The sequence below is a fragment of the Clostridium tyrobutyricum DSM 2637 = ATCC 25755 = JCM 11008 genome (assembly GCF_000359585.1).
Lineage (GTDB): Bacteria > Bacillota > Clostridia > Clostridiales > Clostridiaceae > Clostridium_B > Clostridium_B tyrobutyricum.
This window is the reverse complement of record NZ_APMH01000019.1, coordinates 18,626-33,129: the sequence shown is the minus strand read 5'-3', so window position 1 is coordinate 33,129 and position 14,504 is coordinate 18,626. Positions and strand designations below refer to the sequence as shown.

Below are 14,504 nucleotides of genomic sequence, written 5' to 3'. Positions count from 1 at the left end.
ATGAAGTGCAACGGAGCATTTATTTAAGTTTATAATTTTAGTGTAATATTGGAAATTAATATTGGTTTAATAAGCAATGGAGCTTAAAACATGTAGGTGTTTTGGGTTCCATTTTATTTTTATAAACTCTATAAAAAGGGGGTGAAATAAAATAATGCAGGATAAGATATTAAGTGTAGGAATTGATATTGGTACTACTACTACACAAATTATATTCAGTGAAATAACAGTGCAGAATACAGCAAGTAGTTTTCTTGTACCAAAAGTTAAAATTACTAAAAAGGTTGTAATTTATAAAAGCAATGTATATTTTACTCCTCTACTAACAAAAGAAAAAATAGATTTGAATAAATTAAAAAATCTGATATTACTGGAATATGAAAAAGCAGGTATAAAGAAAAAAGATATTTCTACTGGTGCAATAATTATAACTGGAGAAACCGCAAGAAAAGAAAATGCTGAACAAGTTTTGAAAGCACTCTCTGATTTTGCAGGGGATTTTGTAGTAGCTACTGCAGGTGGCGATTTAGAAGCGGTACTAGCAGGTTTTGGAGCAGGAGCTTCTAAAGTTTCCAAAGGTATTATAGATAAAGTAATAAATTTTGATATAGGTGGAGGAACTACTAATGCTGTTGTGTTTTATAAAGGGGAACCTGTAGACTCTTTTGCACTGAATATAGGAGGAAGACTTATACAGTTTGATGAGAAAGGAATTATAACTTATATCTCATCAAAAATATTCAAACTAATAGATATATTGAGGCTAAATTTACGAATTGGAATAAAACCTGAACTTAAAGAATTAAGGTTACTTGTGAATTCATTTATAAATATTATTATGAAAATTGCCAATAATAAAAATTTATCTAAAGAGGAAAATGATCTTTTTATAGGACATGAAAATAGAAAGATAAAACCCGAAATATTTATGTTCTCTGGAGGAGTCGCTGAATTTATATATAGCAACTATATGGTCGATAAACTATCAGATGTAATAAAATATGGAGATATAGGGCCGCTTCTTGGAAGTTCTATAAGGGATTTTTTAAAAGACAAAAGATATAGAATTATAGAGTCAAAAGAAAAAATACGAGCTACTGTGATAGGGGCAGGTAGTCATTCTATAAAAATAAGTGGTAGTACAATAGCTTTTGATGAGGATATATTACCTATAAAGAATACTCCAATAATAAAACTTGAGGATAAAATCTTGTCAAATGAAGAATCTATATATAAATATATTACAAGTAAAATAAAAATGTATACAGATACATTAGTTGCAATTGCATTTAGAGGACCAGAAAGCCCTTCTTACAAGCAAATACAAACAATGGCATGTGGAATAGTTAAATCATTTGAAGTTTTAAAAAGTCAACTAATAATAGTTGTTGTAGAAAATGATTTTGCAAAGGCTTTGGGACAAACAATAAAAAGTAAATATAACAATAAAGATATTATATGCATAGATGGGATTTCAACTAGTAATGGAGATTACATTGATATTGGAAAACCTATAGCAGGTGCTATACCTGTTGTGGTAAAAACATTGATTTTTAATAGTTAATTGGGAGGAGATTTTAAATGAGTAATAAATTAAAGAAGACACTATCACCATTTCAGCTTTGGGCTATTATAGTTGGCATGGTTATATCAGGGATGTATTTTGGCTGGAATAATGCACTTGCATTTGTAGGACCAGTAGGTTTTATAGTAGCAATAGCAGTTGTAACACTTTTTTATACGGCTTTTATGTTTAGTTATGCAGAATTAGCAACAGCAATACCTGATGCAGGCGGATCTTCTGAATATGCAACAAGGGCAATGGGAAGGTTTGGAGGATTTTTCGCTGGATTTTCATCTATTGTTGAATTCTTATTTGCGACACCTGCAATAGCAATATCCATTGGAGCTTACATTCACTTTATTGTACCAGTTGTTCCAATAATACCAGCAGCACTTGTAGCTTATGGAATTTTTGTCATTATAAATTGTGGTGGAGTTAAAACTGCTGCAATAATTGAGACTGTTGTAACTATTGTTGCAATTGTTGGACTTGTAATATTTGCAGGTGCTAGTTTTACTCATATCGATACTACAAAGATAATAGGCCAGAATGCTTTTAGAGGAGGATTTAAAGGAATATTCAATGCTATTCCCTTTGCAATATGGTTTTATCTAGCAGCAGAAGGTGGTGCAATGTCAGCAGAGGAGTGTAAAAATCCCAAAAAAGACGTACCAAAAGGTTTTATTCTTGCAATACTTACACTTGTAATTTTGGCACTTGTTACTTTTGTATGTACATCTGGAGTACTGGATAGTAAAGTACTTGGTTCCACAGATTCACCACTTCCAGATGCATTGGATGCTATATATGGTAAAGGAAATGTATTTTCAAAGTTAATGAGTTTTGTAGGTCTCTTTGGACTTGTAGCTAGTCTTCATGGAATAATAATGGGATATTCAAGACAGATATTCGCAATGTCAAGGTCCAGATATCTACCTGAATTTTTATCAAGAATAAATAAAAAAGGTTCTCCAATGGTAGCTATAATCATACCAAGTATTATAGGCATGTTATTTGTACTTTTAAATAGTACTGCAGTAATTATAGTAATATCAAGTTTTGGTGCAATTGCACTTCATGCTATAAGTATGATTTCATTGCTTATTTTAAGAAGAAAAGAACCTAATCTTGAAAGACCATATAAAGTTTCATATTCATTACCAGTTATATCTCTTGTATTAGATGCTGTATTACTTATAACTGTTGGATATTCTAATATTTCAACTGTAGCTTTTGTGGTAGGTGCTTATTTGATTGCTATTGTATATTATTTTCTATATTCAAAATTTAAAAATTCATCCTCTAAAAATGATGAAGTAACTAAGATGGATGAACAAGATAAAGCTATTTAAATATATGAAACAGGTGATTTTATGAATTTAAAAACTAATTTATTCAATAAAATATATAAATTTAAGGACGTAAAAGATGTTTTGGCTAAGGCAAATGAAGAAAAATCAGGAGATTTGCTTGCTGGAATTGCTGCCAACAGTACAGCTGAAAGAGTTGCAGCAAAAATCGTGTTATCTGATATTACTCTCGGTGAACTTAGAAATAATCCTGTTGTTCCATATGAAAATGATGAAGTTACGAGAATAATACAGGATGCAGTTGATGAAAAAAGTTATAATAAAATTAAATCTATGACAGTTGGAGAATTTAGAGAATTCATACTTAGTTCTTCAGAGGAAAACATAAAGTCTGTAAAAAATGGACTTACTTCTGAGATGATATCAGCCGTTACAAAGCTTATGACTAATATGGACCTTGTATATTCAGCACAAAAATTTTGTAATACAGCATTTTGCAATACAAAGATAGGAGAGAGAGGTACTCTTTCAGCAAGACTTCAACCTAATCATCCAACAGATGATATAGATGGAATAATGGCATCTGTTATGGAAGGAATAAGCTATGGAGTAGGGGATGCTGTCATAGGGCTAAATCCAGTAAATGATAGTATAGACAGCGTATCTAGAATATTGAGAAAGTTTAATGAGTTTACTAATGAATGGAATATTCCAACACAGAATTGTGTACTTGCCCATGTAACAACTCAGATGGAGGTATTAAAAAGAGGGGTACCAATGGATCTTTTATTTCAAAGTATTGCGGGTTCTGAAATATCAAACAGGAGTTTTGGAATAGATAAAGATATTATGGATGAAGCTTATTTACTTATGAAAGAAAAAAAGAATTCTAAAGGAGAAAATTTTATGTATTTTGAAACCGGACAGGGTTCTGAACTTTCATCTAATGGGAATAATGGTGCTGATCAGCTTACTATGGAAGCTAGATGTTATGGGTTTGCAAAACGCTATAATCCATTTTTAGTAAATACGGTTGTAGGATTTATTGGACCTGAATATTTATATGATGGAAAACAAGTCATAAGAGCAGGACTTGAGGATCATTTTATGGGAAAACTTACAGGACTTCCCATGGGGGTTGATGTATGTTATACGAACCATATGAAAGCAGATCAAAATGATATGGATAATTTATCTATACTTTTAACTAATGCTGGTTGCACATATTTTATGGGAGTTCCATGTGCTGATGATGTGATGCTTATGTATCAATCCACAAGTTATCATGATATTGCAACTTTAAGGGAAATTTCAGGGAAAACACCAATTAAGGAATTTGAAAATAGACTTGAACAAATAGGAATTCTAAAGAATGGAAAACTTACAGAGAAGGCAGGAGATCCTGCTGTATTCTTAAAAAAGCAAATGGTCTAAGATGAGGTGAAAATATGGAAGATAGTTATGAAGTATATGAATCTATGAAAAAGTCTACCACGGCTAGAATTTGTGTCGGAAGAGCTGGTGCTAGATACAAGACGAAAACACTTTTGAAACTAAGGGCTGATCATGCAGTTGCAATGGATGCCGTCTGGTCTTATGTAGATGAAGCTGTTATAGACAAACTTAAATTTTTAAAAGTACAGACATTGGTAAAAAATAAAGAAGAGTATATACAAAGACCTGATTTGGGAAGAAAATTTTCCAATGAAACATTGGAATATATAAAGCAGAATTGTAAATACAGTCCAGATGTTCAGATAATAGCTGGAGATGGATTAAGTTCCCCCGCTATTACTGTGAATTTGGAAGATATATACTATATAATGGCAGATGGATTGAAAGCCAAGGGTTACAAAATAGGAACCCCTATATTTGTAAAATATGCCAGAGTAGCTACTATGGATGAGATAAGTGAGGTTTTGAATGCAAAAGTTACAATAATATTAATAGGTGAGAGACCTGGTCTTGCTACAGGTGAGAGTATGAGCAGCTATATGGCATATGAATCCAGCACCTCAAAACCGGAATCCCAAAGAACGGTAGTTTCCAATATACACAGAAATGGCACACCTCCAGTAGAGGCAGGAGCACAGATAGTACATTTGATAGACTTAATGATGAGAGAAAAGAAAAGTGGTATTGATTTAAAAGTATAAAAAATTTGTAATAAGCATTGGGTATGATAATATCCAATGCTTATTTGTTACAATTAATTTTTTAAGTTATAATTTAAAGTATATGCTTCAGAATATGAATGGAGGAATTAATTTATGAAATATCCTATTGATATACATACACATACTATAGCAAGCGGACATGCTTATAATACATTATTTGAGAATGCAAAATATGCCAGTGAAAAGGGCCTTGAAATTCTAGGTACTACAGATCATGCTCCAAGCATGCCGGGAGCACCACATGAATGGTATTTTGGAAATCTTAAAGTTTTGCCAAAGGAGCTTTATGGTGTTACTATGCTTTATGGTTCAGAGGCAAATATTGTTGATTATGAAGGCAATATAGACCTTCCAACAGAAATACAGCAGAAGCTTGATGTAATGATAGCTAGTATACATGATCCGGTAATGAAACCAAATAATAACCCGGATTTAAATACAAGTGCTTTTTTAGGTGCAATGGATAATCCTTATGTGTCTATTATAGGTCACTGTGGTAATCCCAGTTTTCCAATTCATGAAGAAGAGGTAGTCAAGAAGGCAAAAGAAAAAAATGTACTTATTGAAATAAATAACAGTTCATTGGTGAGATCAAGAATTGGAAGTGAAAAAATTTGCACAAAGGTAGCTCTTTTATGTAAAAAATACAATGTAAAAATAATATTAAACAGTGATGCCCACTGTTGTTTTCATATAGGAAACTTTGATGCTGCGTTAAAAATGCTGAAAAGTATAGATATGCCTGAAGAACTGATTATAAATAGAAACAAGACAGAGTTTTTTAATTTTATAAAAAGTAGAAGTACTAGGTGATTATAATATGAATAAGACAATAGGATTGTTTGCACATGTGGATGCTGGTAAGACTACATTTGCAGAACAAATTCTATATAATACAAAGAGTATAAGAACTATAGGAAGAGTTGATCATAAGGATTCATTTTTGGATAGTAACAGTATAGAGAAGGAAAGAGGAATCACTGTATTTTCAGATCAGGCGGTTTTTCAATATAATTTTTCTACATATTATTTGATAGATACTCCTGGACATATGGATTTTTCTTCTGAAATGGAAAGGGCTATTGAAATACTGGACTATGCAATTTTGATAATAAGTGCAGCAGATGGGATTCAATCCCAGACAGAAATAGTATGGCAGTTGCTTAGAAGTCATAATATACCTACTTTCTTTTTTATAAATAAGATGGATAGAGAAGGTGCTAACATTCAAACTGTAATTAAAGATATTAAATCAAATTTAACTGAAGATATATGTTTTATATCAAAACCAATAAAAAAGAAAAAATTTGACAGAAAAATCGCAGAATTTATTGCAGAAAGAAATGATGCACTTGTTGAAAAATATATAGAGGAAGATTATGAAGATGATATTTGGCTTAACTCATTTATGAAAATGATAGTAGATAATAAAGTATTTCCATGTATGAGTGGTTCGGCTCTACAGAATATTGGAATAGACAGCTTTTTGGAAAATCTAGACCAGTTGACTTTTACCCGATATAATGATGAAGACAAACTTAGTGGATTTGTATATAAAATAAGACATGATGAACAGAGAAATAAATTGGCTTATATAAAAATTTTAAGTGGGACTTTAAAAATACGTGAAGAAATAGCACCAAGTACTGAAAAAATAAGTGAAATGAGAATATATAATGGTATGAAATTCAAAAATGTAGATAGAGCTGCAGCTGGGCAATTAATAGCGGTGAAAGGAATGCCATCTGCATATATAGGTTGTGGAATTGGAAACTTTAAGGGCAACATTAGATATAAAATGATACCAACCTTAAGATCCAAAGTATTGTTTGATGAAAGCTTAAATAGCAGGGATGTTTTAAAATATTTCAATATTTTAGAAGAAGAGGATCCTTCACTAAAAGTTATATGGAATGAAAAACTACAGGAAATGCAGATTACTATTATGGGTATTATTCAAATTCAGGTTTTAAAGGAATTTGTACATGAAAGATTCGATATGGATGTGGATTTTGGGCCTTGCGAGATTTTATATAAGGAAACAATTATGTCAAGTAGTTATGGATGTGGGCATTTTGAGCCTTTAAGACACTATGCAGAGGTTTATCTTAAACTTGAACCAGGTCAAAGAAATGCTGGAATCACATTTAAAAGTCAATGTAATGTAGATACTCTTGGTATTAACTATCAAAAATTGATTCAAAAGCATATTTATGAAAGGGAGCATCATGGTATATTGACAGGTTCACCTGTAACTGACTTGAATATAACATTAGTAGATGGAAGATCACATATAAAACATACATGTGGTGGAGACTTTAGAGAAGCTACTTTCAGAGCAATTAGACAGGGACTGGAAAATGCACAAAATATATTACTTGAACCATTTTACAGGTTTAATATAAAAGCTAATGTGGATTATATGGGTAGAATTTTATCAGATATACAGAGATTAAACGGTGTTTTTGAGACTCCTGGAATTTCTGGCAATACAGTTATTATAGAAGGCAGGGGACCTGTGGCTGCATTAATGAATTATAGCTTGGAATTAACATCATTTACTAAAGGTAAGGGTAAAATTAGCATGGTCTTTGATGGATATGACATATGTCATAATGGAGAAGAAATCGTTAAAAAAATAGGGTACAATAAAAATTCTGATATTGAGTATACATCTTCTTCTGTATTCTGTTCAAAAGGTCAGCCATTTTTAGTAGAGGGAAAAGATGTTGAAAGATATATGCACTGTCTAAAATAAAAGTGGATTCAAAGAATCCACTAAAATCCTCCGGCACCTCCACCGCCGGCACTGCCACTACTTGAACCTCCGTAATTACTGCTTGAACTGGCAGAACTACCCATACCAGAGTATCCCATACCAAAACAACCATACATATAATTATTAAAGTGTTGATTTTTATTCAGATTTAAAGTGTTGAATAGTAGATAATAGTATATCCATCCCATATTTTGGGAAGTATCATTAAATGCATCTTTGAATTTTAGCATACATGATTTATTCATATTAAGAGCCTCAGCATATGGAATATACTTTTCCATGTAATCTGTATCATCAGTATAAGTAAAGTCAGTATCCTTTATATATTTTTTAAATTTTATCCATCTAGTATATTGCAAATTTCCATTAGGGCTTTTTCTTAACCAATAATGTATTCCACAAATCAATGTGAATATTGATAGGATTAGACATAATATTCCCCAATAAGCTGTAAAAACAAGAGCTATAATGGAAATAACTATAGTTGAAATAGAGATTGCAGTTAGCCACTTACCAATATGGCTGGCTTTTTTATCATAATAATCTCTTAATTTAGTTTCTTCTTTTACAAGGTTTAACCATGTTTGAAATTTCACATTGAATTCTGAATCTTTGCTTGCTTCCTTTATGGATGATGTCCGTACATTATTTTTATCTTCAGATATATTAAATATCCAATTCATTAAATATATTTCATGTTTTAAAAGTTCTGAAGTTGCACTTTTAGATTTTTTTATGATGAAATCTACTTTATCCAGTTTGTTTTCCAGGTCTATCTTTTCAATATTTAAATAGCCCTTTCTCCATAAATCAAGTATTGTGGCATATATAGTTCTTCCGTTTATAGTTCCGTTTACAAGATATGCTGCTACTGCAGGGCTGCAATCTTCAGGAATATCATAAGGAGAATAAGTATCATATGCGTCTGAATAACTATTTCTAAATTTAATCCATATTACAATAATTAATATAATGAGAGAAAAACAAATTAGTAAACTTATAATATTTAATACTTTTTTTATAAGTTTGGCATGAATTATTTTAAGCTGTTGTTTCTCCCGGTATGCTGCCTCTTCATTTAAAATTTTGCTCAATCCATTTTCATTTCTTACATTGGTAGATAGAGGAATGGATTCAAGAGGAAAAAGTACCCGTGTTTCTACAAGTTCATTGGAATTCACATGTGGAAAAGTGTATTCAATACTCCCATTTTTGATAGAAACCATACCATTTGAAATTCCATGATAATATGCTCTGATATTTTTAGTATCTGGAATTATAGCATTATCAATTCGTATTTTTAAATTGTCTATTTCTGTATCATTGTAATCTGACCAGTAGGTATAGAAGAATTCACCTATATCGTTATATTTTATTGCAACATTTTTCATGGTATAAGATATTTTAAAAGTCTTTTTTTCATTGTCAGAAGGACTATAAATTTTAATTCGATAAAGATCATTTTCCTGTTTGATTAACTCAAATACACCAGTATCTCCATCTTTAGCATCGGTTACTTTTTTAAATGGAATTTCCTGCCCATTTTTAGATATGAGTAATACATTTAAATTGTATAGACCATCGGTATTTTTAGTTGATATATCTCTATAGGCTCCATTATATTTATCTTTAAAGTCATAAGTTATAAGTTCCTCCATATTAATAGAACCATCCTGGGCTATTTTAGTTTCTATATTTAGTTTTGATAGATCTACCCCATCTGAAGCTAAAGCTTTAATAGGAACAAGTGAAATTGTAAGTATTAGTACAAAAAAGCATATTAGAAATTTTTTCATCTAAGACCTCCTAATTAATGGCTTACACCACTTAAATTCAAACCTATTATTCCTGTAATAATTAGAATTATAGATATTATTTTAGTTATATTCATTGATTCTTTGAAAAACAGAACTCCCAAAATGGATATTACCGTAATTCCTACACCTGACCATATGGCATATGCAATACTCACATCTATTTTCTTAAGGGCCAGTGAAAATATACTAAAGCATAAAAAATATGCAATAAACATGCCTAAGGATGGAATTAATTTTGTCAATCCATTGGAAATTTTCATAAGTGATGTGCCTATTAATTCCAGTACGATTGCTAAAAATAAAAAAAGCCAGTACATTAGCTGTTCTCCTTTTGTGAACTTTATAGTTATAATATAACATATATAAAAAATAATATACAAGCTATTTATTATGAAACTATAAAGTCATTAAGGTATTATTAGTACCGGTAATCTAAGTTATCAAGGTGTATACAGCCAATTGTTGTGAATTACATAATTAAAATCTATTGGGGGTATAAACATTAATTAATTGACAGTGACTACTAAATGCTATACCATGTACCTAAACTAAATTGTTGACCAGAAAGACTGGAGACAAATTTTTATACAGTGCATAGATGCTGTATATTAAATTTGTTGTCCAGTCTTTTTTAGTTGACCATAATTTAAGGAGGAAAACATGTCAAATAACAACATAAAAACTAAAAAAGTACTTCTATTGGGATTGGATGGAGCAGATGCACTTCAAGTAAAAAAATATGTGTCGGAAGGTAAGCTTCCAAATTTTAAAAAAGTAATATCACAGGGTGTTACAACAAAAGATTATTCTATGAGAAGTGTGCTGCCTGCAATTACACCTCCAAATTGGGCGTCTCTGGCCACTGGAGCATTTCCGAATACTCATGGTATAACTTGTTTTTGGAATCATACACTTGGTAACCCGTTGGATCAATTGGATTATGGTTTTGACTCGAGACTTCTAAAAGCAGAAACAATATGGGAGGCCTATGCTCGTTCAGGTAAAAAAAGCATACTATTTAATTACCCCACTGCATGGCCGCCAAAAACTGAAGATGATATATATGTAGATGGAACAAGTATATATACAAATTTAAGAGGATATATAGATTATGAAAAAGTATATAACTGCATTGAAGGAGATTTTCCTATAAAGGAAGTTCCACATATATTAGACAATACAGGAACTGATTGCAGGGTTGAAGGGGAAGTTAATTCAGTAAAAGCTGATATAAGTAAATCAGAATATGATGGATATGGATATACTGCACCTGATATTGTTACTTCTGAAGAAAATGGAGAATCTTCTTCTGATCTTCCAAATGCTGATCAGATAACTACTCCTATTAAATTTGCTTCTGACTGCAAAAATGCACCGGATGGTGCCAAGGAGGTGATACTTCCAGTAAACAGCGGTATGACTAGAAGGTATGGTCTTATAGTAACAGAAGACGGAAAAAATTATAACAAGATAAAAATATATGCCAGCAAGAAAGATGAAGAACCTATTGGAGAAGCAAAAGCAGGTGAATGGAGCAGCTGGATATATGACACTTATAGAATAGATGGTAAAAATACTAAAGTAGCTTATAAAATAAGAGTAATTGACATTAAAAGTGATGGAAGTAAATTGAAATTTTATTACTCATTTGTACTGGATTTAAATAAAGGGAAATATTTTTATCCGGATAAAATAGGAAAAGAGATATATGATAAAGTAGGACCAATGCTCCAACCTACCAATTATGACAGGCTAAATAAAACTGCTGATGAAATTATGCTTGAATCTATTACTGAAATGTATGATTGGCATGTAAAAGCTATTAACTATTTACTGGATAATAAGGAATGGGACCTTTTTTATATTCATATGCATGGAATAGACATGTATAATCACTTTTATCTTGACTATACATTTGAGGAAACTTCAGAAGAATATAAGAGATATCAGGATTTAATATATAAAATATATGAATTAAGCGATAAGTTTATAGGTGAAATGTTGAAAAGACTTGATGGGGAGACAACCATATTTATAGTTTCAGATCACGGTGGCGTAGGTAAGAATCCTAAAACAGAATTTCCTTTAATAGGAGATATGTGGGGAATAAATACAGGAATTATGGGACAACTTGGATATACCAAGTTAAAAGAAGAAAATGGGAAATTGCAAATAGATTGGAAAAATACTACTGCAATTTCTCAAAGAGCCACCTTCATATATGTGAATTTAAAAGGAAGAGATCCTGAAGGAATTGTTGCTCCTGAAGATTATGATGCTTTGGTAGAAAAGATAATAGATGATCTATATAATTACAGAGATCCTAAGACCGGAAAGAGAGTAATAAGTTTTGCATTAAACAGGAAGGATATGGAGGTACTTGGTCTAGGTGGTGAAAATTCCGGAGATATATTTTATATACTGGAGCCTGAATTTACAAGATGCCACGGAAATGGATTAAGCAATCATGAACTTTTAGGATATTCCATGAGAGCATTGTTTGCGGCAGTAGGAGCTGGAATAAAAAAAGGTGAGATTATTGATAGAAATGTTGGTGTGGTGGATATAGTTCCAACTATAAGCCATCTTACAGGGGTTCCTGTTCCTAAAAACACTGAAGGTGGAATAATATATCAGGCATTGGAGGAATAATTTATCCTATGAAAAATAATATTATTTTAAATATTGAGGAAAGAAATTTTGATAGACTTACATTTGATAATAAAATTCCTGTTTTGGTACTTTTTTATGCAAAAAGATGTGGAGTTTGTAAAATGCTCTATCCTATTTTAGAAGAAATAGCAGAGTACTATTTTAGAAAATTAAAAATTTATTCAGTTGATGTGGATAGGTATGAGACACTGGCACAAAGATTTAGATTAAAAGGTATACCTACAGTTCTAATGTTTAAAAATGGTGAGGTAGTAGAGAAAATTGTTGGATTTAATAGCAAGAAAAATTTAGATAACATAGTAAAATACCATTTAAGGAATGATTTTAATGTTTAAGGATATAGTAAAAAATAATTTTACCAGGCAAAAATATAGAATTGTTTCTGTAATATCAGTTATCATAGTATTTCTAATATGGTATATAGGCAGCAAACTTAATTTGTTTAATCCTGTATTTTTGCCATCACCAGGATCTGTTTGGTCCGCATTTATTCAAATCCTAAAAGAAGGATATAAAGGTCATTCTTTATATTTCCATATATTTGCAAGTATGAGAAGATTGTTTATAGCACTGTTTTTTGCTTTTATAACAGCAGTTCCTCTAGGAATTGCTGCTGGTAGTTCGAAACTATTACAAGCTATATTGGATCCATTTATTGAATTTTACAGACCACTTCCACCACTTGCTTATTATACTCTTTTAGTATTGTGGTTTGGAATAACTGATGTTTCAAAAATAATGCTGCTTTTCTTGAGTGCATTTGCTCCATTATTTATCAATACTGTGTTTAGTGTAAAAAAGATACCACAAGATAGAATAAATGGCTGCAAATCTCTTGGAGCAGCTAAATTCAAATTATTTATTTATGTTATATTTCCATCTTGTCTTCCAGACATATTGACAGGACTGAGAACTGCTGTGGGAGTATCATATGCTACATTGGTGGCAGCTGAAATGGTAGCGGCAGTTTCAGGAATTGGGTGGATGGTACTTGATGCTAGCAAATTTTTAAGAAATGATGTAGTTTATATGGGAATTGTAATTATGGGCATAATTGCTATATTCATTGATGCTTGTATAAGACTATTGCTTAGAAAAACATCTCCATGGATTGAAAAAGAGGGGGAAAAATGATGAAAACAAAAAAATATTTTAAAATTACATTGATACTATTGATTATAGGAATTTTAACCTTTGCAGCAGGATGCCAAAATGGAAGTGAATCAAGGTCTGGAACTACAAAAGACAAGCCTAAGGAGATACGAATTGGATATATGGCTTCTCCAAACGGAGAACTTCTTGCAAAGGCAAATGGAGCTGTTGAAAAGAAATTTCCCGGCACAAAAGTATCGTGGATAAAGTTTGATGCAGGTCGTGACATAATTACGGCTATGGCAAGTGGTTCTTTGGATTTGGCTACTATAGGAACACCTCCTGCAGCATCTGGAATAGCAAATAATTTACCATATTATGTATATTACCTGGATGATATTATAGGTGATAGTGAAGCTCTTGTAGTCAAAAAGGATTCAGGAATAAATTCAATTGATGATATAAAGGGAAAGAAGATAGCTACTACTTTTAGTTCGACTTCTCATTTTAGTTTGATTAATGCCTTGAAATTAAATGGTATCAAGGAATCACAATTGACAATTCTTGACATGCAGATGCCTGATATATTGGCTGCATGGCAGAGAGGAGATATTCAAGGAGGATATGTATGGGAAACTACCAAATCCAAATTACTGGCTAATGGAGGAAAAGTCATTGTAAGTTCAGGAGATCTAGCTAAAAAAGGAGCTATTACAGGTGAGCTTGGTATTGTTCGTAAAGATTTTGCAGATAAATATCCTGATACTATGAAACAATATATTTCTGTATTGAATGATTCTGTGCATGAATATAAACAGCAACCCGAAAAATCTGCTGCAGCCCTTTCAAAAGAACTTGGACTATCTGAGCAAGAGACACTTAAATCCATGAAAGAAATAATTGTTTTAGATTCCAAAGAACAAACTGATCCAAAATATCTTGGCACATCAAGTAAACCAGGTGATCTTGGAAAATTATTAAAAAGTACAGGGGATTATCTTCTAACACAAAAATCTATAAAATCTTCACCAGAATTACAAGTGTACCAAAAAGCTATATTAAATAAATTATATGATAAATAAAGGGGGATAT

12 protein-coding genes are annotated in these 14,504 nt (G+C 31.5%); 10 read left to right on the top strand and 2 right to left on the bottom strand.

Annotation, left to right across the window (positions count from 1 at the left end; translation table 11 throughout):
- Positions 1-154: 154 nt before the first annotated feature.
- From J418_RS0109110 to J418_RS0109085, 6 genes are all read left to right on the top strand, one after another.
- On the top strand, positions 155-1,564 hold the full coding sequence (locus J418_RS0109110; protein ID WP_017895413.1) for an ethanolamine ammonia-lyase reactivating factor EutA: 1,410 nt from the start codon (positions 155-157) through the stop codon (positions 1,562-1,564).
- 17 nt (positions 1,565-1,581) lie between these two features.
- Positions 1,582-2,916, top strand: coding sequence for an ethanolamine permease (eat, locus tag J418_RS0109105; RefSeq protein WP_017750523.1), 1,335 nt, complete (start codon positions 1,582-1,584; stop codon positions 2,914-2,916).
- Between the two features lie 21 nt (positions 2,917-2,937).
- Entirely contained in the window at positions 2,938-4,308 is a 1,371-nt protein-coding gene (locus J418_RS0109100) for an ethanolamine ammonia-lyase subunit EutB (RefSeq protein WP_017895412.1), read from the top strand.
- Positions 4,309-4,322: 14 nt separating this feature from the next.
- Entirely contained in the window at positions 4,323-5,030 is a 708-nt protein-coding gene (gene eutC / locus J418_RS0109095) for an ethanolamine ammonia-lyase subunit EutC (RefSeq protein ID WP_017895411.1), read from the top strand.
- A 114-nt stretch (positions 5,031-5,144) separates the two neighbouring features.
- Complete coding sequence (locus J418_RS0109090) at positions 5,145-5,864, top strand: phosphatase (RefSeq protein WP_017751847.1); 720 nt, start codon at positions 5,145-5,147, stop codon at positions 5,862-5,864.
- 7 nt (positions 5,865-5,871) lie between these two features.
- Positions 5,872-7,809 (top strand): GTP-binding protein, encoded by a 1,938-nt coding sequence (locus J418_RS0109085; RefSeq protein ID WP_017895410.1) that lies wholly within the window; start codon positions 5,872-5,874, stop codon positions 7,807-7,809.
- A 20-nt stretch (positions 7,810-7,829) separates the two neighbouring features.
- On the opposite strand, the gene J418_RS0109080 is transcribed toward J418_RS0109085, so the two are convergent.
- Positions 7,830-9,626 (bottom strand): DUF2207 domain-containing protein, encoded by a 1,797-nt coding sequence (locus tag J418_RS0109080; RefSeq protein ID WP_017895409.1) that lies wholly within the window; start codon positions 9,624-9,626, stop codon positions 7,830-7,832.
- 14 nt (positions 9,627-9,640) lie between these two features.
- Positions 9,641-9,964 (bottom strand): DMT family transporter, encoded by a 324-nt coding sequence (locus J418_RS0109075; RefSeq protein ID WP_017751844.1) that lies wholly within the window; start codon positions 9,962-9,964, stop codon positions 9,641-9,643.
- Between the two features lie 343 nt (positions 9,965-10,307).
- On the opposite strand from J418_RS0109075, the gene J418_RS0109070 reads away from it, so the two are divergent.
- From J418_RS0109070 to J418_RS0109055, 4 genes are read left to right on the top strand one after another with little or no spacing between them, the layout of a single operon-like run.
- The gene (locus tag J418_RS0109070; RefSeq protein ID WP_017895408.1) at positions 10,308-12,299 is read left to right on the top strand and encodes an alkaline phosphatase family protein; all 1,992 of its coding nucleotides are present in this window, start codon (positions 10,308-10,310) and stop codon (positions 12,297-12,299) included.
- Positions 12,300-12,307: 8 nt separating this feature from the next.
- Positions 12,308-12,655 (top strand): thioredoxin family protein, encoded by a 348-nt coding sequence (locus tag J418_RS0109065; RefSeq protein ID WP_017895407.1) that lies wholly within the window; start codon positions 12,308-12,310, stop codon positions 12,653-12,655.
- Complete coding sequence (locus J418_RS0109060; protein WP_017895406.1) at positions 12,648-13,454, top strand: ABC transporter permease subunit; 807 nt, start codon at positions 12,648-12,650, stop codon at positions 13,452-13,454. The genes J418_RS0109065 and J418_RS0109060 overlap by 8 nt, the downstream gene beginning before the upstream one ends.
- On the top strand, positions 13,454-14,494 hold the full coding sequence (locus J418_RS0109055; protein ID WP_017895405.1) for a taurine ABC transporter substrate-binding protein: 1,041 nt from the start codon (positions 13,454-13,456) through the stop codon (positions 14,492-14,494). Before J418_RS0109060 ends, J418_RS0109055 begins: the two co-directional genes overlap by 1 nt.
- Positions 14,495-14,504 lie beyond the last annotated feature (10 nt).

What these genes read in the sequence shown, in the direction of transcription:
- J418_RS0109110 (WP_017895413.1), top strand. Translation starts at nt 155, where the DNA reads ATGCAGGATAAGATATTAAGTGTAGGAATTGATATTGGTACTACTACT.
- eat (WP_017750523.1), top strand. Translation starts at nt 1,582, where the DNA reads ATGAGTAATAAATTAAAGAAGACACTATCACCATTTCAGCTTTGGGCT.
- J418_RS0109100 (WP_017895412.1), top strand. Translation starts at nt 2,938, where the DNA reads ATGAATTTAAAAACTAATTTATTCAATAAAATATATAAATTTAAGGAC.
- eutC (WP_017895411.1), top strand. Translation starts at nt 4,323, where the DNA reads ATGGAAGATAGTTATGAAGTATATGAATCTATGAAAAAGTCTACCACG.
- J418_RS0109090 (WP_017751847.1), top strand. Translation starts at nt 5,145, where the DNA reads ATGAAATATCCTATTGATATACATACACATACTATAGCAAGCGGACAT.
- J418_RS0109085 (WP_017895410.1), top strand. Translation starts at nt 5,872, where the DNA reads ATGAATAAGACAATAGGATTGTTTGCACATGTGGATGCTGGTAAGACT.
- J418_RS0109080 (WP_017895409.1), bottom strand. Translation starts at nt 9,626, where the DNA reads ATGAAAAAATTTCTAATATGCTTTTTTGTACTAATACTTACAATTTCA.
- J418_RS0109075 (WP_017751844.1), bottom strand. Translation starts at nt 9,964, where the DNA reads ATGTACTGGCTTTTTTTATTTTTAGCAATCGTACTGGAATTAATAGGC.
- J418_RS0109070 (WP_017895408.1), top strand. Translation starts at nt 10,308, where the DNA reads ATGTCAAATAACAACATAAAAACTAAAAAAGTACTTCTATTGGGATTG.
- J418_RS0109065 (WP_017895407.1), top strand. Translation starts at nt 12,308, where the DNA reads ATGAAAAATAATATTATTTTAAATATTGAGGAAAGAAATTTTGATAGA.
- J418_RS0109060 (WP_017895406.1), top strand. Translation starts at nt 12,648, where the DNA reads ATGTTTAAGGATATAGTAAAAAATAATTTTACCAGGCAAAAATATAGA.
- J418_RS0109055 (WP_017895405.1), top strand. Translation starts at nt 13,454, where the DNA reads ATGAAAACAAAAAAATATTTTAAAATTACATTGATACTATTGATTATA.